The organism is Spirochaeta cellobiosiphila DSM 17781 (assembly GCF_000426705.1).
Lineage (GTDB): Bacteria > Spirochaetota > Spirochaetia > DSM-17781 > DSM-17781 > Spirochaeta_E > Spirochaeta_E cellobiosiphila.
Genome location: NZ_KE384558.1, coordinates 1 through 19,746, shown reverse-complemented (window position 1 = coordinate 19,746; position 19,746 = coordinate 1). Strand labels below are relative to the sequence as shown.

The 19,746-nt window shown below is 34.4% G+C and carries 22 protein-coding genes and 2 pseudogenes; all 24 read right to left on the bottom strand.

What is annotated here, in order from left to right; all coding sequences use genetic code 11:
• Window position 1: 1 nt before the first annotated feature.
• Complete coding sequence (locus tag K345_RS0116700; protein ID WP_037573015.1) at window positions 2-2,569, bottom strand: CRISPR-associated helicase/endonuclease Cas3; 2,568 nt, start codon at window positions 2,567-2,569, stop codon at window positions 2-4.
• A gap of 71 nt (window positions 2,570-2,640) precedes the next feature.
• Complete coding sequence (locus K345_RS0116695) at window positions 2,641-4,779, bottom strand: UvrD-helicase domain-containing protein (protein ID WP_028975131.1); 2,139 nt, start codon at window positions 4,777-4,779, stop codon at window positions 2,641-2,643.
• Between the two features lie 67 nt (window positions 4,780-4,846).
• Window positions 4,847-5,092, bottom strand: coding sequence for a hypothetical protein (locus K345_RS0116690; RefSeq protein ID WP_028975130.1), 246 nt, complete (start codon window positions 5,090-5,092; stop codon window positions 4,847-4,849).
• A gap of 585 nt (window positions 5,093-5,677) precedes the next feature.
• Window positions 5,678-6,199 carry a hypothetical protein gene (locus tag K345_RS0116685; protein WP_156888453.1) on the bottom strand — a complete coding sequence of 174 codons (522 nt, stop codon included), beginning with the start codon at window positions 6,197-6,199 and terminating at the stop codon, window positions 5,678-5,680.
• A gap of 602 nt (window positions 6,200-6,801) precedes the next feature.
• Window positions 6,802-7,239, bottom strand: coding sequence for a hypothetical protein (locus K345_RS0116680; RefSeq protein ID WP_028975128.1), 438 nt, complete (start codon window positions 7,237-7,239; stop codon window positions 6,802-6,804).
• A 134-nt stretch (window positions 7,240-7,373) separates the two neighbouring features.
• Window positions 7,374-7,811: a hypothetical protein gene (locus K345_RS0116675; protein ID WP_156888452.1), complete on the bottom strand. Its 438-nt coding sequence runs from the start codon at window positions 7,809-7,811 to the stop codon at window positions 7,374-7,376.
• A gap of 53 nt (window positions 7,812-7,864) precedes the next feature.
• Window positions 7,865-8,065 (bottom strand): hypothetical protein, encoded by a 201-nt coding sequence (locus tag K345_RS0116670; RefSeq protein ID WP_028975126.1) that lies wholly within the window; start codon window positions 8,063-8,065, stop codon window positions 7,865-7,867.
• 588 nt (window positions 8,066-8,653) lie between these two features.
• Window positions 8,654-9,355 (bottom strand): hypothetical protein, encoded by a 702-nt coding sequence (locus tag K345_RS0116665; protein ID WP_156888451.1) that lies wholly within the window; start codon window positions 9,353-9,355, stop codon window positions 8,654-8,656.
• Window positions 9,345-9,842: a DUF4329 domain-containing protein gene (locus K345_RS0116660; RefSeq protein ID WP_028975124.1), complete on the bottom strand. Its 498-nt coding sequence runs from the start codon at window positions 9,840-9,842 to the stop codon at window positions 9,345-9,347. Before K345_RS0116660 ends, K345_RS0116665 begins: the two co-directional genes overlap by 11 nt.
• 2 nt (window positions 9,843-9,844) lie before the next feature.
• On the bottom strand, window positions 9,845-10,006 hold the full coding sequence (locus K345_RS23225) for a hypothetical protein (RefSeq protein WP_156888450.1): 162 nt from the start codon (window positions 10,004-10,006) through the stop codon (window positions 9,845-9,847).
• Between the two features lie 137 nt (window positions 10,007-10,143).
• Window positions 10,144-10,560 carry a hypothetical protein gene (locus tag K345_RS0116650; protein WP_028975123.1) on the bottom strand — a complete coding sequence of 139 codons (417 nt, stop codon included), beginning with the start codon at window positions 10,558-10,560 and terminating at the stop codon, window positions 10,144-10,146.
• A 63-nt stretch (window positions 10,561-10,623) separates the two neighbouring features.
• Window positions 10,624-10,824 (bottom strand): hypothetical protein, encoded by a 201-nt coding sequence (locus tag K345_RS0116645; RefSeq protein ID WP_028975122.1) that lies wholly within the window; start codon window positions 10,822-10,824, stop codon window positions 10,624-10,626.
• Window positions 10,817-11,455: pseudogene (locus tag K345_RS0116640) on the bottom strand (RHS repeat-associated core domain-containing protein); the annotation flags it as partial. The pseudogene K345_RS0116640 and the gene K345_RS0116645, both read right to left, overlap by 8 nt.
• 217 nt (window positions 11,456-11,672) lie before the next feature.
• Entirely contained in the window at window positions 11,673-12,119 is a 447-nt protein-coding gene (locus tag K345_RS21590) for an Imm26 family immunity protein (protein WP_037573010.1), read from the bottom strand.
• Between the two features lie 485 nt (window positions 12,120-12,604).
• Entirely contained in the window at window positions 12,605-13,267 is a 663-nt protein-coding gene (locus K345_RS21585; RefSeq protein WP_028975120.1) for an MORN repeat-containing protein, read from the bottom strand.
• 151 nt (window positions 13,268-13,418) lie between these two features.
• Window positions 13,419-13,553, bottom strand: coding sequence for a hypothetical protein (locus K345_RS23700; protein WP_281169339.1), 135 nt, complete (start codon window positions 13,551-13,553; stop codon window positions 13,419-13,421).
• Window positions 13,541-13,735, bottom strand: a pseudogene (locus tag K345_RS23930) (RHS repeat domain-containing protein); the annotation flags it as partial. The pseudogene K345_RS23930 and the gene K345_RS23700, both read right to left, overlap by 13 nt.
• 1,095 nt (window positions 13,736-14,830) lie before the next feature.
• The gene (locus tag K345_RS0116605; RefSeq protein ID WP_028975118.1) at window positions 14,831-15,193 is read right to left on the bottom strand and encodes a hypothetical protein; all 363 of its coding nucleotides are present in this window, start codon (window positions 15,191-15,193) and stop codon (window positions 14,831-14,833) included.
• A gap of 1,167 nt (window positions 15,194-16,360) precedes the next feature.
• Window positions 16,361-17,002, bottom strand: a complete 642-nt coding sequence (locus K345_RS0116590) for a hypothetical protein (RefSeq protein ID WP_028975117.1) — start codon at window positions 17,000-17,002, stop codon at window positions 16,361-16,363.
• A 434-nt stretch (window positions 17,003-17,436) separates the two neighbouring features.
• Window positions 17,437-17,604 (bottom strand): hypothetical protein, encoded by a 168-nt coding sequence (locus K345_RS23525; RefSeq protein WP_211227916.1) that lies wholly within the window; start codon window positions 17,602-17,604, stop codon window positions 17,437-17,439.
• A gap of 143 nt (window positions 17,605-17,747) precedes the next feature.
• Complete coding sequence (locus K345_RS0116585; RefSeq protein WP_028975116.1) at window positions 17,748-18,212, bottom strand: hypothetical protein; 465 nt, start codon at window positions 18,210-18,212, stop codon at window positions 17,748-17,750.
• A gap of 74 nt (window positions 18,213-18,286) precedes the next feature.
• Window positions 18,287-18,658 carry an RHS repeat-associated core domain-containing protein gene (locus K345_RS0116580; RefSeq protein WP_028975115.1) on the bottom strand — a complete coding sequence of 124 codons (372 nt, stop codon included), beginning with the start codon at window positions 18,656-18,658 and terminating at the stop codon, window positions 18,287-18,289.
• A 90-nt stretch (window positions 18,659-18,748) separates the two neighbouring features.
• Window positions 18,749-18,937 (bottom strand): hypothetical protein, encoded by a 189-nt coding sequence (locus K345_RS0116575; RefSeq protein ID WP_156888449.1) that lies wholly within the window; start codon window positions 18,935-18,937, stop codon window positions 18,749-18,751.
• A 470-nt stretch (window positions 18,938-19,407) separates the two neighbouring features.
• A partial coding sequence (locus tag K345_RS0116570; RefSeq protein ID WP_028975113.1) for a 3TM-type holin occupies window positions 19,408-19,746 on the bottom strand: 339 nt, incomplete at its 5' end.

The following is a 19,746-nucleotide window of genomic DNA, read 5'->3' as shown; positions in this document are numbered from 1 at the left end:
TCTATTTTTTCTGATAGCCAATGTCCTGGCTATAGTAAAGTTCATATTGATCATGCCCTGGTCGGCCATTGAGACCTTCAAGCATTCCACTAGCTTTTAGCTTGATTACTCTTAAAGATGATGGCGAATCAGGTTCGATATATAGAAAAGGTTTAAGAATACTGAGTTCTCCCTTTATCACACGGTCAGGAGCTTTAGAGATAGGAACAGTCATAATATTCCGAGAAAGGGATTGAGCAATTTGCCTTTTGGCTTTTCTATCTCCTACTGGATAAGATAGAGATAATCTAGCACCATTCACTAGAATAATTTCAGGAGAGGAACCGAAAATCATATCTTTTATGATAAGAACTTCTACAGTTTCCACGTCAGTATAGCGGGTTGAAACATCATCATTACTTATTTGAACAGCCATAGATAAACTTACCCGTGCCAATTGTCCAAGCTTTGTTATCCTTTGCTCTAGTTCAGATTTAACATTATTCAAGTAAGTTGGATCCTTTCTTGGAGCATAAACAGCTTCAATGAGAGATCGAAAGTCTTCAGGTAAGGTGATATTCGAGCGTTCTGCTAGGACTTCAGCACTCCGAGCTAGAATATAAGGAGAGTAAACAGCACCAGAAGGACCAAAACACCAGGAAGAATTACTTTGAATCTCCTCTTCGTTAGGCATTAGAATAAATACTTCTGGTCGTGCCTCATCTGTACGATAGGGATCTACACAGGAATGTCTCCATAGACGCCCCATTCTTTGTAACAACATATCCATAGGGGCTAAACGCGTCACAAGAAAATCTGCATCAATATCCAAAGACTGCTCCAGAACCTGTGTTCCCACAAGAATCTTTCCACCTTTATTATTAGAGCCTCGGATTTTTCCATAGACACCAGTCCAATATTCTTCCAGTCGTGCTCTGTCATCAGGGAGAAAACGGGAATGAATAAGACCTACTTCTATTCCTAACTCTTTTTCATAATTAGCAAATAACAAAAAGACCTTTTGCGCGTCTTCAACTGTATTCTCAATCCACAGAACATATTGTCCCTTCTGGGCTTTGTCCATGACGAACTCGTTGACAGATTCTTCATCTGCGGTTGAATGAAGTATATAAGTCTTTTGTTCTGTTTCTATAGCTTGTGAATAGGTGATATCATCATATACATTCTTATAGGAGAGTAAGGGATAGGAATGGGGCATTGGAGAGGTATAGGATAAAAGAGCTTTTTTTCTTTCCGTTGTCAAGGTGGCACTAAGCATTATCACTGTAGCCCCAAGTTCTCTTAATCCTCTGACAAGATGATCAATAATAGTTCCTGTATAGGCATCATAAGAATGCACTTCATCCAGAATAACGACCTTACCAGCTAAACCAAAAGCTCGAACAAAACCATGTTTCACATTCATGACAGACATGAGAGCTTGATCAATGGTTCCCACTGCAAAAGGAGCAAGTAAGCCCCTTTTGCGGGAGTTAAACCAAGAATACCCAGGGCGACCATCCTCGCCCATTTCGGTATCCAGGAGCCAGGACTTACTATGAACCAGGAGGCTTCGGTGTTGATCTGTAGAGTCTAGGATACAATCTAGGAAGCGCTCAAAACGCTCATGTATCTTCTCTGATGTTAGCTGTGTTGGAAGAGCAAAATATATACCACTGGCTAAACCTCTTTCCATAAGTCTGTAGGCAGCATAGAGTGCGGCCTCTGTCTTTCCTTGCCCCATACGATCTTCCAGAATATAGAGCCCTTGATCCTGTACCATATCAATCATTTGCTCTTGCATGGGACGTGGATTATATCCATCAAACACTTCAGCAAAAGAAAGACCCTTTTTAATTTGGGGCACTACAAATCCTGCCTTATCCACCACATCTCTTACTAAATCTATAAGATTATCTTCTGACTCTATAGCAAGTATATTGGACAAAGCAGGACCTGACCCTATCCAATCGGATACGGTGGTCAACCCCAGGATATTCAATGGAGTCCATATTTCATCTTGATCCATGATAGGCCAGTCTTCCTTAAGATAGTCTTCAAGGCTAAGAATTAGCTTTTCCCGTACCTTTTGCCAATTCGATCCACCAAAGACGGCAATATTTTTATCATCACTATAGGACTGATTTGGCTTCACGCCATGGTGCTGGCCTACAATCATAGCAGAACTGTTACTTATTTCACTTAAAGCGGCACGACTAACAGTCCAATGGTAACCAGTTTCTTTTTCCAAATTGGGATTAATACCTTTAAGACTTGGTTCAGAATTATGTTGATAATTACTTAGATTTCGTCTTATTTTTTCTTGGAATAATGGATTTACCTTTCCAATATCATGAGCCGCAGCAACAAGCTCAGCCCCTTTTGGATAGAGATTGTTCCTCATGTTATCGGGCATTCGGCTTAACAACTCACGAGCAACCAATCCTACGATCTTGCAATGTAGTTCAATGCTCTGTCCTGCTTTTATCTGTCCAGATTCTTCATCCTCTATAGTCTTTGCAATACAATGTTGTAAATCTAAGGCAGGTTGATTATGATCTGATAAATCCTTTGGTTTCTTCAATATCATTTCTAACTTCCTTTTTTATATTACTTCTCATCAGTAGATCTATGTGGGTAAAAAACTTACCTGTGCTATCCTTAGCTATCACTCTCTGCATCGAAACAACTTATGAGTTCATTAACAATATGATCCTCACCATTTTTTACAATGACCTCAAGGCAATCCATTGCTCTTGTCAATGCTACATAAAGAAGGTTTGTTTTCACTTTGTTAGCTCTTTCTTCTGAATATTCCTTTTTTAGCCACCAAAGGGTATCTGTGAGATGAATAAAGCAAACTGGGAAACTAAGTCCCTTAGCGTTGAAGAGTGTCATAATTCGCACCCCGTTTTGATTGAAATCAAAATCCCTATCAACACGAACATAAGGAATAGCATTTATATCCATTAATTCTGTTACCCCTTTGCGGCTTTTATCATTCGCACTAGAAATCACTGCGAGGTTATCCCATTCAAAATCCAACTGATCATGATAGAATCTCAGACGTTCTATAAGTGTTTGATCTGCCATTTCAGAACTATCTGATCGATGCAGAATACTTCTCGGTCCTTCTCTGAACGCTGTTGGATGCTGGTCGCTATCATGGGAAGTACCACAGCGAAAACGTTCAGCCAGCTCATGTATTTGAAAAGTATTTCGAAAGTTTGTGTGAATAATTCTTGTATTTCCCTGAAGTTGGATACCACTTCGGGGAAAAGGACTTAAGGGAGTATAGATACTTTGATCAAGATCAGAGGCCATTATCATAGCCCCTCGGCTTAGAGTTTTTAATAGAAAAAGCTTAACCATAGTCAGGTCTTGGGCTTCATCCAAAAAGACCTTATCATAAACCACTTTAGGAGGATCCTCTTTCCACAAAAGATATGTTTTATAATACAGGTAACTAAAGCTATAACATTTATGATCATCCATATAAGCTTCAAACTCAGTCTTGGCCTGCCATATAACTTCTCTGGTCTTCCGATTTAAGGAATCCTTCATCCCTTGTCTATGAATCATTTTATCAATGTAGTCTTCACGACTATATCCATAGGCCCATAAGAAACTTCTTAATTCCCTCACTAGTGCCTTATCAGACATATCAATAGTTATGGACGATTTTCTCCATAATTCATCTGTATTAAAAAGTTCATTTATTCCTAGTATTCCTTTGCAGACCTTGGTGAGAAGATGATCAGCAGTGGTGTATTCTACGTCCAAATGAGCATCTAAATTCATCAGTCCTGCAAGATAATGATTGTAATTCACCAAAGTTCTTGTATAAGTCAGGAAGACAACAGGAAGTTTTTTTTGAAGGCCAAGATCTGGTGATTCGTTTTGTATCAGGTATGTTTCTAGAGATTTAAGCAAAACCAGACTCTTTCCTGTACCTGCGGATCCCTTGATCATAAAATCTTTTTTAAAATTGATGTCTCTGAGAATACGTCCCTGTTCTTCTGTTAATCGAAGTATCCTATCTTCAAAGCCTCTTCGGCTTTGTGATAGATGAAGCATTCTTTTAAATATATCTAAGGAGTCAGAAATGGACTTATATTCTTCTAATTTATTCTGACTTGCATTGATAGCCTCAGTAAGGCTTTTTATCCTTCTATGACTCTCAAAGACTTCTACACGTAATTCCTTTCGTTCCTCTTTCCTGTCTTTTGCCCTTGATTGAAGTTGATGAAGTTCAGACAAGGTTGAGGACAGCTTCCTTTCAAGGTCTTGCTTTTCCTTCCATGCAACTTGATACTCTGAGATTCTTTGTGTGTTGATGAAGTTCTTTTCTCGAAGATCCTTTAGTTCTTTTTGAAGAATGAGCATTTCATTATGGTACTTAGTTTCTGGTATTCGTTTTGCCCAATCAGTGATTAGTTCTTCCAGGGCTTTTACATCGTCTATATGTTCGACACTAAGACCAGTAGCATCACAAAACCTAATAAGTAAAGATAAACTATTTTGAGATTCAGAATCTAAGACATTCCTGCATTGATGACGGACAGTATTGCTAAGTTGATGATTTTTAGTGAGGGAACAAAGAAGATCCATCGGGAACTTTCCATTGTGGAGGACTCTGTATAGATCCAATAGTTCACCGTATTCATAACGACTTTCAGGTAACAAGTCTAATTGTTCTCTGATCTGGGCTTCAATAAATGAGTGCAACGCTAGAACAAAAAAACCATTATCAGCAGACGCCACTTGTCTTAAGCGTTTGAGAGTCTCTGGAATTTTCACTTTTATTCCTTTGTTATCTTATTGAAAATAGTTTATCATGACCCATAAAAAAAAATCCTTTATATTTTTAATATATCCCTAGAATGAGAATGAATATCGATTCTATAATATCCAGCTTATATTTATCCTCAACAAAGAGCCTAAGTAATTCCGTAAAGCTTGGAATTAATATGGTATCCTCTTTTTCATTGTGAAATACACATATTCCTTTCTTATCTAGATTAGTTATATCTATACCAAAGCCGACAGGATCATCTTTATCCTGTTCAGGTATATAATAGGAATGATTTTGAAGAACATTTCTAAAGACCATCGGTCTTTGTAACTTTTCATGATCTTAACTAAAACATGTATTGGTATAACTCATCTCTAAAATTATTCTTGTACTAGCTCCATTGTTTGTTATTGGTACTGAGTAATTCTAATATGTGCTCATATGTAATAACTTTCAATTTAAATCATACTCCTGTGTGAAGAGTGATTGGAACCTGTAATATTTTCCCATTAAAACCGTTTTCAGAAAAGCGATTATTGCATGACAGCTTGCCTACATTTATATGGCGATTATTATGAAAAGAATTATTGTTTTATTATTCTGTTTACCAATATGATACCAGAAGTTACTCTATCAGAGAATTCAGACAATCTATCCGAAAGCATTGTTATAGACCAAATTGGTGTATAGGCTGGGCAAAAGCTTGCTACTGGTTAAATGATACTTAGTCATTATTTAGTTCCAATCGCCGTGATGCGAGTCTAAAGATATCAAGTCCCTTCACCGATTGGATATCTTAGGGGGCGAAGATCCTGGTTCGGTATAATCAGGCTGATTTGCCTTGGAGTGATACTTTTTTGAGGTTGTTATATTATAAGCAATCATTTAGAAATAGATATCTCTTTACTTAATTGAATTGATTATCTTTCTACCTGTAACAATATATATATCTTTATCATCCTTCTGTACGACTTGATACCACTGATTTAAAATTAATTCATATTTTTCTATAAAATCCTTTGATTTAATATATGAACTATCTTCATCGAAATATATGTCTGATATGCAATCAAACAATAAATCTATAGGTAGATCTACTTCACAAATATTGGAGTACGTGTATACTATTTTTAGTCTATCAAGAACGACAACCAATAATTTATCACCATATTTCTTATACATAGAATGAACGAATTCTTCTTCACTTACAGAATTATTACCCATCTCATCAAAACCCCAGAGATATAAATCTAAAGCCTTAACAACATCCTTAATCCCCTCTAATGTAAGTTCAGGATTATCACGATAAAATTCTATAAAAACTTCTCGATCTATTAATTGACCATTTAAATCAAAAAGATCATCAGAAAATAGATTACCAACAGAGAATATCTGAATTAATAAGATCATTAATATTGGCTTCATGGCCATAAACACCTCAATCTAAGTTGGATTTCATACGCTTATTCTTCGTAATAATTTTTCTTGAAGGTATGTACACTTTCATGAGCCAATAATCGAGATATACTATCCGATAGATTCTCGCTACTATTTTGCATAAAAACATAATTACCAAAACTCATAGCATTAGGCTTCCCACTTATATTAGTTATATTTTCCCATTAACCTCATATCCTCACCAGTAAAAATATTAAGATTTGATAAAAAATCACTAAGTTTTCCTGTTGACGGGTATGGTAATTTAACGAAATTATTAATTGTTGTCCTTTTGAAAGTTCTTCTCTTATGGTAAGCGATAGCTTAAACGGCGATTCCTAGATCTTCTGCTATCTCCTTTCTTATCTTTCCTAATTTCTGGGCTTCTTCAAAGAAGGATTTCCATTCTTGTGTTGTTGCTGGTTTCTACATTTTATTCTCCTTTGGGAGAAATTATGCTTTTTATGAGTTTCATAGATAAGGGCCGGTTGAATTGACACTGACTCTATACCCATCAAATAATGAGCATTGTATATTAATATTGATTATGTCTAAGTATAAACGATTAATTTTTTATACTTATCCAATTCCTATGGTTCATAATCCTCCAATGGATGAATCAATGTACCCATGTATACCCAGTCTTTGTCTGGCTCCATACCTGTACTTTTAACAAAATATTTTATGTTTTTACCATCATGAATAAATTTACCTTTAAAAGTTAAACCTCCAAATCCATATATAACAAACTCTGCTGACCGATTCTCAATTGTGGTCTTTCTTGTGTAAATACTAGTTACAACTTCTGTTGACGCTATAAATGAAATGCTTAAATTTGTACTACAATTAACATTAAAGATAAAAGGCATTATTGCCTTGTATGGATTCTTCTTTAAATTAACTTGATCTTTATAACTTAAAATCCATTTACCATTCCAATCATTGCCATCTTCACTATAAACAACTGAAAAGCTTGATATCATCACAATCAATATCAGAAATAGTATTTTATTGTTTTTATTGATCATTTTTCATTCCTACTAATTAAAAGCTTCCGCTACCCCAGTAACTTGCCTCAAAATACTGCCTATTATTATATGTATTCTTAGAGGAATAGCATTAGGTGTTTATCGCCCTTGAAATTGACGGTCACACCTATATTTTAAGGAATACTAAAAATCATACGCTTAAAAGTTCTTTTATTATAATCCCAAACAATCAAAAGAGAATCACCCACTGATCCTATTGGATAAAAATAAGGAAAAAGATTCAAACCTGGTGAATGGCTTTCAGGCACAGGATAAGAGGGCTTTATTTTAAACCCATAAAATGCTGGATCATAATTCTTAAAAGAAACTATAATTTTATTATCTATATCATAAATTTCATCGTTTTCAAACCGAACTACTATAGAATAAGGATCTGATTCTAGAACCCCAGTAAAACTCTTTAGAACACTTGAATTATCATAGTAAACACAATTGATAATTATTTTGTCATTTTTCAAATTCAAATATAAAATATCATCCTTTGAGAAACCATCTGAGAAACAATAATAACTCAATATACAAAATAAAATTGTTATAATTTTCTTTTTCATTCCCATAATATATACCTCCAATTGTATTGTCTTTCCTTTATCTTTGTATTTGGCTAATAAGGGAGATTATCTAAACATCTACCAGTAATCTTTTTTATTTCACCTTGATTTTGTGATGGATGCACTTCTTTGCCATTTTCTACAGAGGTAGTAACATGATCATAGTTTTCATCATTATTCCAATCAAAAAATCTTACTGTTCCAACACAAGCAACTCCATCTAGCTTAGGCTCGTTTTGCCATTGTTTTAGCATTTCTATCCGTTATATTACCCCCAGTAGCATCTTCGGCTGAATGAGTGAAGTCGAAGAACAATCCAATCCAGGAACACATTACCTAGAAAAAACTTCTCCCCCAAGAAAAATGCCCTCCAACATAACTTTCTTTAGCTTTTGCATAAGATTTATTCAAAATGTCTTCAACCTTATCTCCAAAGGGTGTGTCCTCGGCACTCCAAAGCTCTCACCAGCCTCATCGGTAATGGCTACAGTAGATCTTAAGTGGTCTTTGGAATAATAAAAACTGTACGGCCAGAACTAAAAAAGCCCAGAATGACAGGGAGGTCATACAGGGTTTGATTAACAATAACGAATCATTTTTTTGTTCAAATCGCCTTGATGCGAGCGCAGAGGCAAATCAATTCCCTACCCAGATAAGATATCTTATCTAAGTGGTGACGGTTCTATTTCTGTAAAATTAGGAGGATTGGCCTGGGAGCGATGTTTTTTGAGATTGAGATATTAAATTTATTGTTTGAATTTGGATTAATTTAGTCACCACCTTTAAATTACGATTACACACATAAGTATATAACTTTATTATAAATAATTTTTCTTAGTTCTCTAAAATTTTACTGTAGTGGCAGAATTAACCAGTATTTCTTTTCTTGTATCCTCTATATCCATCCTATCTATAGTCAAAACAGAAATTTTATATAAGTTATCCCCATCAAAGTTTCTAGAAGACACTATTTTAAGTAATGTTCCTTCTGCAAACAATCCTGCCCAAAAGTACTCAATATCAGTATTACTACTTTTTTTATTAGGGAAATATTTTTTAATAAAAGCTTCAACACCAACTACACCATCATAATATTTTACATTTTTGAAATATAAATATTCTAACTCTTTATCATCATATTTTAAATTTAATATTATTGAATCTACAGAAAGCTGTAATTTTTTTATGAATTTAGAGGGTAAAATACCATTATAATTAATGTCAACTAATAATGATTCTCCAATTGATAAGTTGTCATCAAAATAGCTATTAAATGAAAATAAATATTGAACAAAATTTACTGATAGTATTTCTCTTCTAAAGAAAGTTTTTCCATTACGTGCCTCTAGTGTCTTAAATAAAATTTCAGGAAAAACAAAGTCTTTTTTTTTCTCCAGCTGTTTATCCATATCTTGCCAAAGACTCATAGAATGCGTCGACACAAAAATACAAAGTATTCCTATAACTACCAAGAATAACATTAATTTAGTGCATTGTATTTTAGAGCCCTTAGAATGGTGATTAATTTTTTTATTAATTTTCATCACTATTATCTTCTCTTAATGAATGCTGTGCTGAAGAAGTTTCTTTGTCATCTCCACTATTATATCTAGATCGACCAATACTTTCAAAGAAGCTTTTTATTTTCCCAACTTTTTCATTGTCTTCACCTGTATAAGCATCTGGATTATTTTCATATCCTTTTTCATTTATATTCTTTGAGTCATATGCAAGATCATTACTTATAATATCAAAGTCATCCAAATCGACATCCCATTTTTGAAGCATTCCTTGTGGAGTAGTAACATATATGTCTAATCCATCTTTCTCTGCTTGTGCTACATCACCTTCAGAGAGACTATCTGATTTTGGATTTGTAGCATTTACATGAGCATGTATGTTGGCAACAACCTCTTCTCCATTTTCAGGAACAGAGGGATTCACACTATTTTTCACACCTTGGTTAGGCACTGTATATGAATAAGCCCCATCTTCATTTTTATAAATAGAGGAACCTAGCTCCTTGTTCATTCTTATAGAATCAAAGCAGTATATTCCCCTCCCCATAGCTTCTCACCTGCTTCATCAGTAATGGCTACAGTAGATCTTAAGTGGTCTGTGGAATAATAAAACTGCATGGCCAGGACAAAAAAAGCCCAGAATGACAGGGAGGTTATACTGGGTTTGATTAACAATAATAAGTCATCTTTTAGTTCAAATCGCCGTGATGCGAGTGGAAAGGGAAATCAAGTCCCTTCACAAATAAGATATCTCATCTGGGGAGGGCCGCTCCTGGTTTGATAGAATCAGGATGATTTGCCTTGGAGCGATGCTATTGAGGTAGATCTTTAAAAACCATGATAGATTCTGGTATTTTTTCCGGTGATTCTGTGACACCTTCAGGATGCCAAAACCCAATTCCTAATTTATTAGATGTGACATCAGAAAAGCCTATTTCGATATTCTCATCTAAATGTCTTAATAGTTGTAGCAATTCGTGATTACTCATAGCAAAAAGCTCATGACCTTCGTAATATATTTCTGCTTCTCTATAAAATTCAATTCCATCACACAAGTCATCTTTTGAATAGTAAACAAACATACCCAAAGTCCCATATTCATCAGTTAAGGGCTCATCCTTATCTCTATGAAATGAGCTACGGGTATATGTGCTCAATATTTTTCTTATCTGTTCACGAGATTGCCCCAACTTAATTAAATCAGTTCCAATGTTAGCTATTATCTTCATCAGTGTCCTCTGTATCTTCACTTTTCTTTTTTCTACTATCACGCCATTCTCTAAAAGAATCCTTTATTGATTTAAATAATCCACCACTAGATTTTTTTCTTTTTCGTTTTCATTATTTGTTCTAGGCTTTAACTTTTCAGGATCAATGGTATTGTAATATTCTAATGCTTCTGCTATTTGTAAGTCATATTTACTACCAAACAAGTCTCTTATTGATGCAATGTCTCGATTAAGAGCTTCTATAAATAATCCTTTCTCAATCAAATCTAATTGTGACTGGCGATATGTAGCCCCCCGGTCCCCAAGACTTAGTTTTCTTATGATCAACATAAGACATAGAAATAGCTGGCCCATCCCTCCAACTTAAGGAAATAGATGATCTTTTAATGGCATCAGAGGAGACTAAATGATGGCCTTCTACTGTCCTAGAAAGTCCTGTTAAATCTTTATATGCACCACCACGCTTAACAATATCTTCACCAGCAACTCTTTTTGAGACATTATTTATAGTATCAATAACAAAGTTAGCCGCATTGAATACAGTATTTTCCTCATAATCACGCCTAGTTTGTTCATGATTTAATAACCTTTTAGTATCTACTGTTTGATTTCTTATATATCTTTTCGCGGCACTTCCTTGGCCTAATGGATCAAACAGAGTACTTTCATCAGAGAATCCACTAGGATCAACAAACATAAGTGGATTATTCGCCGTATACAAATACCAATTCGACCCATCCCTGGCAGGATCTTCCGTAATAAATCGACCAGCTTGAGCATCATACCAACGGGCATTAAAGTAATAAAACCCTAACTTCGCATCATAATCCTTACCAGTATACTTAAAGTCAAAATCATCTCGTCCTGATGGATTATCGATAACAAACTTATCCCCAAAAGGAGTATATTCCGCTCTCCAGAGCTTCTCAACTGCTTAATCTGTAATGGAAACAGTAGATCCTAAGTGATCTGTGGAATAATAAAAATGACACGGCCGGGACAAAAAAGCCTAGAATGACAGGGAGGTCATACAGGGTTTGCTTAACAATAACTAGTCATTATTCAATTCAAATTACCTTGGAGCGATGCTTTTTGAGGGTTCAGTCATGGTTCTACTTTATTTTGTAAGCTTCAACCCATTCATTTTCATGCCCATTGTAATGATCTAGCAAGCGTCCTTCTACTCTTTCAGGACTCCAAGCAACCACACGTTCTAACCCCATGCATTCTTCTTTGGTTGCATTACGACGTATTTCCCCATTATCATAAATTTTATAGTCTTCTGTATATGGGGCACAGATAAACATTAATGGATTTCTTCTTAAACTCGGCTCTAATTCTAGATCCCCTTTAACTTCCCAACTATTCTTAAAAGTCTCATTAACACATATAATGAATAATATTTTTGCAGAAATAATATCTTTCAAATTAGTTATTTCTTCTGCTGTTCTATAGTCATAAAAGGCGATATTTCTATCCGTCAATATTCTTGCATATGTATGAGTGTTATTATCAATTGGAACTTGTAAAATTACACCCGGTCTAAACTTCTTACTCATAATTTCCCCTAATCAATATCGAGTATATTCATATTTTTCACCAAATGCTTTTGAGGCTGCATCATGATATTTCCTTCCGTTTATAGTTTTTACTTACGACCCTAATACTATTCAAGGATTTTGCATTCGCCCAGCGATCAGGATCTGTTAAAGCACCACCAAAGTAATCTATCATTTGCTGTTCACGTCCTCTTATCTTACCGTAAGCCCCTTCACCTGTTGCTGTCTTATCTGGGATTAGGACGACCTTTTTTTGGTCGAAAGAATTGGTTATTTTTAGGAAGTCCGGAAGGAGCGAAAGTCTTATGTATTATCTATACTCTTTTTGAAACAGCTAAGATTGACAAGCTTAACCCCTTTGGGTATAGGAATCTCAGACTTCTTGTACTTGAACTTCATGGAGACAAAACAGAGAGGGAAAATCTTTTACCTTTGGTTGTTTCAAAAGAGAAAGTTATTCAATTAGGTGTTCACAGTATCGTACCTTATTTCTTTTGTTTTCGATATTTTAAAATTACAACAATTAATAAAATTAAGTTAATTAAAATAGAAAATAATAATATTAAACTTCTAAAATCAATTGCTACACTTTTCTCAGTTTGGTCTAATAGAATACCATCTTTAAAATTTCCGTTATACTTATCTTCACCAATAGTTAATTCTCCTAGACCATTAAAATATCCGTTCTTAAATTCGCCTATATATCTAATTCCATTTTTATAAGTATAAACACCTCTACCCTCAAATACTCCATTCTTAAAAGATCCTGTATATCTGTCCCCATTACGATATTCTAATGTACCCTTTCCATTAAAATAACCCATTACTATCGCCCCGAAATATACATCACCATTCCTATATTTGATTGTTGCAGAACCATCTAATAAACCATCCTTAAAATTACCAGTAAAAGTAGCTATTTTAGTAGTTAACACACCCTTTCCATCCATTCTTCCGTGTTTAAACTGTCCCTTATATACATCACCATTATCCCAAGTTAGTTCACCATATCCTTCAAACATTCTATTTGAAATTGAACCTTCAAATACAGAATTATCTGGTAGCTCTATGGATTCAGAACAAATGCTTTCTATTAAAAAAGCCTGAAAAACTATCATATAGATAATACATAATTTATATTTCTTCATTTCTATTCAACCTACAATTATAAACTATAGTACTAAGGATAAAATATTTATTTTTCTGCCAAAAAAATCATCATTTTATTCTATTTCACTAATGTCATCCTACTCCTCCTCATCATCATCTTCAACACCACTAACCTTTTTAATTTATTCACTATCGATTCCTTGCTATTTTTTGGTGTTCAGAAATTCTATCCATAGATTCTTTTAATAGTCCAGAAACATCACTTCCATTTTCTAAATCATCTAATTGCTTTCTTAACATTGTGATCTCACTTACTTTTGCCATGGAAACTTCAACCTTATATAAGGTTGTATAGGCATACTCTGTAGCCCACTAGGATCAACAAAAACAAGCGGATTATTCGCCGTATACAAATACCAATTAGACCCATCCCTGGCAGGATCTTCTGTAATATAGCGACCAGCCTGAGCATCATACCAACGGGCATTGATGAAACAGAACCCTAACTCCGCATCATAATCATCTTAAAATCAAAGCTATCACACCCTGAGGAATTATCGATAACAACCTTATCTCCAAAAGGAGTATATTCCGCACTCCAGAGCTTCTAGCCTGCTTCATCTGTAATAGCTACAGTAGTTCTTAAGTGGTCTGTGGAATAATAAAAATAACACGGCCAAGACAAAAAAGCCCAGAATGGCAGGAAGGTCATTATGGGTTCGATTAACAATAACGAATCATTTTTTAGTTCAAATCGCCGTGATGCGAGCGCAGAGGTAAATCAAGTCCCTTCACAGATAAGATATCTTATCTGGGGAGGGGCGCTCCTGGTTCGGTAGAATCAGGATGATTTGCCTCGGAGTGATGCTTTTTGAGGATCTGATACATAATTCTACTTTATTTTGTAAGTGTCCCTTCCTAAAATATGATCGCAATCAACCCACTGGAGGGATGAATATAATTATAAAAATTAGTAAGTACCAGATTCATAGACTATTATTGAAATATGTTCTTAACCACATCGAATTAAATACTGAAAAGGACACCCTTACAGTGGATTTTGTTCCAAAGAAATCATAGAAGAAGCCTCAGATTAGCCATGGACCGAGGGATTTCTTCGATTGTTAAGTTCATTTTCATCATAATGGAAATTGATCGAATGTACACAAATATGGCCGAATCGATCATAAGAAACCTTCGATTTTGCTCGAAGGTTTCTTATTCAATAAAGATTCCCAAATTGTTGTCGTATGAATTTGGACAGCTTTAATTTGGCAATCTTATGATTTAAGCGGTAATCCATACACATTTAATTTGGGAAAAATGCGATCAGATTTTGGGAAGGGACACCTTTACTTCAAAAAGAAATACCTCTAGAAAAAAGGGGAGGATGATGCTTGTTCTGACACCTGATATTTGTCACCTATGTCCTGAACCCATACCGGAGGTGTTTCAGTACTATGATGAAGGAAAAAACTGTGGATTTGAAAGAGGAATTTGAGACTGTAAATATGTTATATAAAGCTCTAAATCTTTAATATAAGTGATAATGGGCTTTACACAAATTTACCAAAATCACTAAAACACTTATAACGAATTGTTTATTGTATTTTAGAAACTAATTTAATTTTTTGATAAAGTATTATAGCAAATATACCAAGAAGATTGAGACCAAGACTTATCGAACCAATATCAAAAAAAAACGATACTGTAACTATTTGGTATTGATAGTCATATCCGTTTATTTTAAATCGTATGATAGTTAAAATTAAAAAGATTATATTCAATGGTTTTAAATCTCTTCCTTTAAATAATAAACAGTACCCAACAACTCCAACTATAGTATAAATAACAAGAGTAAATATATAAAAAGGATGTTCCTTCATTATTCCTAGGAAAAGTTTCATAACTACAGTTATAATTGCAGAAAGTAGAAATAAACCATATATCAGTTTGCTCTTCATTTGCGATACCTCACTTTACTCACTATCTTAAATTTATCTCAATAATGTAAAGATCATTCTTAATATTTAAATACCTGATATTAAACATCCTATTATACCAAGAAAATAGTTAAGAAATAAACAGTACTCATATCCAATTTTTTTTCTTGCGTTATAAGATAAACTAAAAAAATAACCATCTGTCGGATCGACTACAAACTTCCATTCCCGAGTTCAAACCTGAAGTGCAACAACTTGAACTAAAGAAAAGAAAAACATGGAAGTATAAATAAAAACAAGATATCCTCTCTTGGCTCTCTATTACCACATAAATCACCAAAGAAATGAGAATATCTCGCAGAGAAAACATATCACATCCAACACTTTTTGTTATAGCTATATTAGCCAAGAGGAACGCGAAAAAAATTATGATTTTATTGGCCAAAGGACTTAATCAAAGAACAATTGCAACTAAGCTAGATCGTAATGCGAGTATAATCTCTGGAGAATACAGATCAACCTTAGCAGAGCGGAAAAGTAGCAATAGATGAGCTTCTGTAAACAAGTCAAAGATTTATCCCTAGCTCATGCCTTCCATATAGAAACTAAGTTAAAAGAAGGTTGGTCTCCAGAACAAATCACAAAAAAGGTATAACTGAGAGAATGGTACAGCCTTAATGAGTCAAGAATCTCTTTATCAGTATATCTAAAGAGAAAGAAAAGAAATCCCTCTACCTCGAAACATGACTATAGAATACCTAAGACAGACAATGGGGCAGTCGGAAGCTGATACTATTATATCAAGTCAAAGTAAATCTTGCTTATGTGTATTAGTGGAAAGAAAACAGGATTAACATTAATAGCTCAGAACAGATGTGAAAACATTTAACGAATAGACTCTCCAGAATTCCTTCTTCCATCAGGAAAACTATTACTTTTGATAATGGAATAGAGAACGCTAAGCATATAGAGATTGATAAAGAACTAGGAACAACATCCTACTTATATCATCACTATCATAGTTGGGAAAAGGGTAGCGTAGAAACACTAATATATTCGAAGAAAACTGATATAAGAAAAGTCAATATAGAGTATGTACTAAATAGTAATACCAGGAAGTGTCTTGGATATTTAACGCTCTATGTGACTTTAAAAAAGTGTTGAACTTCAGGTTTGAACTCGGGATTATCAATTAGTGTTATTTTTGGAAATTGAGAAATATTTAATTCCAAACAAAGAATCTGAAAGCTTATTACTTGATTTCCTAAATACAACTGAAAGAAAATCAATTATAGGAATACAACTAATACTCAATGCAATTATATCGAAATTTCTTATATGAATATGATCATCCCAAGTAGCAGGAATAAATAAACCAAGAGTTATAGGTAACGATAACCAAATATTTTGTATAAATAAGACTATGTTAGTTTTATCCTTTTCCATCACTTTATTAATTCCTGTAATCTTTTCCCCAAGACTTCTTGTAAATAAATTTCTTAACCAGAAATAGGATATTGAGAAACACATAATTGATACAGATAAAATGGTATTTGTAGGCATTAATTTAAGTCCTAATATACAAATGATACTAGATATACTATTATCAATAATAATAGCTAAAATTTGTTTTGAAGCTTTAATTTTACTTCTTATACAATTAGTTATTTTATGCCTACCTAAATATATTTTACTTGATAAATATATCAAAACTAATAGAAGTTGAAAAAATATAGAAATTAGTATTCTTGAATCATCTAAAAACAACAAAACGAGATTCGATAGTATAACACTAATTACACCATAGATAAATATATACAAATATTTCATATCACTTCTCCTGACTATTAATATGTTTATAGCTTTTATGTTGCTTTATTTTCAAATACCATTTACGCATCCATAGATAAATCCATTAGGTTCAATTTTAAATTAGAACCACTTTCAACAGCAATACAGGTATTACAATTTAAAGAAGTGGTAACAGTCTTTGACAAAGCAATAAGATTTACTTCAAGAATAACAACTTGCGTTTCAACGCTTTCCCCCTATTCCTGCAGATACTCCATATGAAACTTCTATTTTTTCATCATCAGGAGAATCGCAATGAGATTGAGCTCCTCCTGCGTTTGAATAATCAGTATATACCAGTATGATTTATAAATATCAAAGGATTATTCGCCATATACAAATACCAGTTAGCCCCATCCCTGACAGGATCTTCTGTAATAATCCGACCAGCCTGAGCATCCTACCAACGGGCATTAAGGTAATAGAATCCTAACTCCAGAGCTTATTCCCTGCTTCATCTGTAATAGCTGCAATAGATCAAAAGTGGTCTGTGGAATAATAAAAATAACACGGCAGGGATAAGAAAAGCCCAGAATGACAGGGAGGTCATACTGGGTTTGATCAACAAAACAAGTAATCATTTAGTTCAAATCGCCGTGATGCGAGCGCAGAGGGAAATCAAGTCCCTTCACAGATAAGATATCTTATCTGAATAGGGGCGCTCCTGGTTCGGTAGAATCAGGATGATTTGCCTTGGCGCGATGCTTTTTGAGCTCATTGAATTTCATTTCATATTTGGCCCATCAATTCTATAATAAATACGATCCTTGCCTGTTGGTAAAAAAGGATTTTGTCCTTGTGGAGTTAATTGTTCAACCCAGAAGCTATTATTGTCAAGCATATGGATAAGTAAGGAAACATCAAAGTTTCCCCTATCAAAGTAAAAAACAAACTCAAAGGTATCTTTTCTTTTCACTTTTACACTTTTAATAGGAAAAGGGCCTCCCATAACAGGAAGAAATAAGATTGGTTTATTAGCACAACCATCAATTCTTAAAGAGAAATTTGGAATGTATTTTGCTGATCCCCATGACATTTCGGTTTTCACTGTTTTTTCAGGATGCGGATCTCTATACCATACTCCACTGAGGTCTTCTAAATGATCGTTCCCTTCATCTTGAGTACATCCTACAGATATGATAGTTGATATTAGTGCTATTAACAAAACAAGCTTCTTATTATATTTCATATTTTTTCCTGTAGTATAAGTATACAGGGTAATTAAACATTTCAACCATATTTTGCCCTGGCATATTAAGAGCATTAGGGAATGCCAACATCTTGATTGCCCTCAACATCTATATTGTCAGTATTATGGTTATCCTTTCCATCTCTACCATTACGCCCTCGTGATGAACCTTTACCTTTTTGGTTTTCGATAAAGTTTTTAACAGCAGGTTTAGCTTTTTCCCAACCATTACGAATTCTATCTCCCAGAGATTTTTTACTAGTTCCATTATCATCTGCCTTTTCTTTGGCAAGCCCACTAGGATTCACAAATATCAAAGGATTATTCAAAGTATACAAGTACCAATTCGTACCATCCCTAGCAGGATCTTTTGTAATAAACCTACCAGCCTGAGCATCATACCAACGGGCATTAAAGTAATAACCAGAGCTTATCCCCTGCTTCATCAGTAATGGAGACAGTAGATCTTAAGTGGTCTGTGGAATAGTTTAATGATAATTTTTCGAAACCTTAAATAATTAAATATTCACAAATATCTAATTACTAATAATATAGTTGATGATTGAAAATAACATAAATATTAATCCACATGTTCCCACTATGTAATTAAACCAAACAAGAAAATCATTACCAAACATCTTTTTTAATTGAGAATGAGAGTAGAACTTCCATTCTTCCGGAGGATCTACAAGTATTTTCCATTTTAATTTAGTACCAACAATCATTAATAAAAATGTTAATGTTATTAATGCAATAAAATTCCAATCTTCAAAATTCAACCAATATTGCCTTATTTCATTCACCAGTATTTATAGATGATTAATAGTTGAGGGAGTTCTGACTCCCATACGAGTGTCAGATAAACTGTGCATCTCCTGACTTTCTTCTTTAAATACGGCTCCAGTCTCACACTAAATTGAATCATAAGCTAAGAATAAATGGAACCCCAGACCTTTTATAGCTACTTTCCTCAATGATAGTTTGAAGTTTTCAATGGGATTCGTCGTGTCGATCAGCTTCCACAGTTCCGTAGAGCATAAGTTAAGTTTATATAACAGATTTAGTTGCCAAGTAGATTTGAACTGTTGCTTTGATACTTTTCCCTGCCATTACAGTTATTTTAATGGCACACAAAAAAATCCCCCCATCCAAAGACAGAGGGACTAAATATTATTAAATAATTCCCTTCGATTATTTACTTCCCCTCCCTAACCCCCTTCAAGTTCAAAGCAATCTTCTCACCACTACGTCCTACAACATAACCGCCAACCCCAATGGATAGAAGGTTAAACAATTCCGGTGGCATTTCCATTTTCGGAGCCTTCCCTAATACCAGACTCAGATAAGGAAGTAACACATAGTTATTCCCTATAATGGCAATGATCACCATCATCAAACAGGGACGCCAATTCCTCTGTATCCAACTCTGTCCTTGAGCTTCAGCTACAAGCACATCCCTCTGCGCCTTTAAGACCTCAGCCTCATAACTAAGCATCTGGGACTGGATACCCATCTTAATCGATTCCAACTGATT